Origin of the sequence: Hydrogenispora ethanolica (assembly GCF_004340685.1) — a bacterium.
GTDB classification, from domain to species: Bacteria; Bacillota; UBA4882; order UBA8346; family UBA8346; genus Hydrogenispora; species Hydrogenispora ethanolica.
Genome location: NZ_SLUN01000088.1, coordinates 1 through 1,558, shown reverse-complemented (window position 1 = coordinate 1,558; position 1,558 = coordinate 1). Strand labels below are relative to the sequence as shown.

The window sequence follows — 1,558 nt, the reverse complement described above, 5'->3', positions numbered from 1 at the left end:
CCCCCCAAGTTCCATGAGCAAGCCCAAAACGGACCTTGAAAAAAATGAACCAAAGAAGCCGGAGCCTCTTTTCGAGGTTCATCACCAACAATTGCATGGCAATGACCGTTTCACTGGTTTCCAGGAGATGAGCCATAATCCGATTTAGCCCATAGAACCGTTTCCCTTCGCCAAACTTTCCTTCGACTGCATTTCGTATCCCGGTATCTTGCCTTTCTTGCCGTAGCTGTTCTTTCAAAACTTCTTCGTCGTTTGTAGGACGGCCCAACGGCGGCCCGGAAAATCGGATGCCATTCTTCTTGCAAAATCGAAGGTTTTCCCGGTTCCGATAAATCTTGTCAGCCAAAACTTCCTTCGGATAAAACCCGAATCGTCGCCGGAAGTTTTCAAGGGATTCAATCAACGTGATTCCCTCGTTGAACGCATTAAAGCTCATCTGTTCCATAAAACAAAACCCGTTTACAATGCTGATGGCAAGCTTCGCTCCGAACTCTACCGGCGCGTTGGTTTTTCCCCGGACGATCGGACGAATAAACGGCATATGTAAACTAACAATCCGGTCATCCACTTGATGGGTCTTGCGTTGATACATCATCAGCTGTTGCCGGTAGATTTCTTGACTGACCAAAAGGTTCCGGTATTGGCGTTTGTTCAGTAAGGCCAGCGGACTCTTTTGACTTAGATGGGCCACAATTTTGAGATCCCGGCGAATGTATCGCAACTGTTGTCCAATCGCTTTCCGAATTTTTGGGGCGGTCAGTTTCTTTTTCTTCTCAACATTGAGATAATCGCGACGAGCGCGGTCACGGTACGTTCTTGGTTTGTCAGAGATCCCGATATGCGGTGCATGAAGCGTATCGATCATCTCTTCCAAGGCTTCCCGGACTTCATTCAGCAACCAGATGTCGGTTGGGTAATGAATGTCCGCTGGCGCGCAGGTCGCATCCAGAATAAGTTTTCCGGCGTTTTTGACGTTTTCTTCAGGGGCTGACGCCGATGGCTCGGGGCTCTCCGGGCCCGAATGGCCGGAAGATTTGTCATCCGGCGGCTTCGGCCTTGCTGATTCGTTGGCGATCAGTTCATTGACTTCATTGATAATCTCCTGGCCCAAACGCTTCCGGAAGTGAACCATGAGCGAAGCGTCGAACGGCGGCTCTTCAATGAAGCAATCCAGGCCGATGAAGTATTGCAGATAGGGATTTTCGACGATTTCTGCCACAGTTTCGCGGTCGGATAATCGTTTCCGGTTTTGGATGATTAGCGCCCCCAAAGCGGTTCGCACGGATAACGCTTCGTGTCCGCTGGATAGATTTTTAAAGGTTTGGGCGTATTTGATTTCAATTTGTTCCCAGGGGATTATGGCCGCCAGTTGGCACCATGTGTTCTTCGGATTCAGTTTCCCGCCGAACGGCAGGAAAAACTCATGCGGTAGGATGAGTTGCCGCGTGGTATATTTGTACATGTATTCAGGCTCCCGGATGCAAGGTTTTTGTTCTTTTATCGCTGTTTTCCTTGGATCTATTATACCACAAATAGCTCTTAAACTTAGTATTATCAA

1 protein-coding gene is annotated in these 1,558 nt (G+C 48.7%); it reads right to left on the bottom strand.

Features of this window, described 5'->3' with window-relative positions; all coding sequences use genetic code 11:
• Positions 1-1,462, bottom strand: a 1,462-nt coding sequence (locus EDC14_RS26395; protein WP_132018411.1) for an IS5 family transposase, incomplete at its 3' end; no start/stop codon positions are given.
• Between the last annotated feature and the right edge of the window lie 96 nt (positions 1,463-1,558).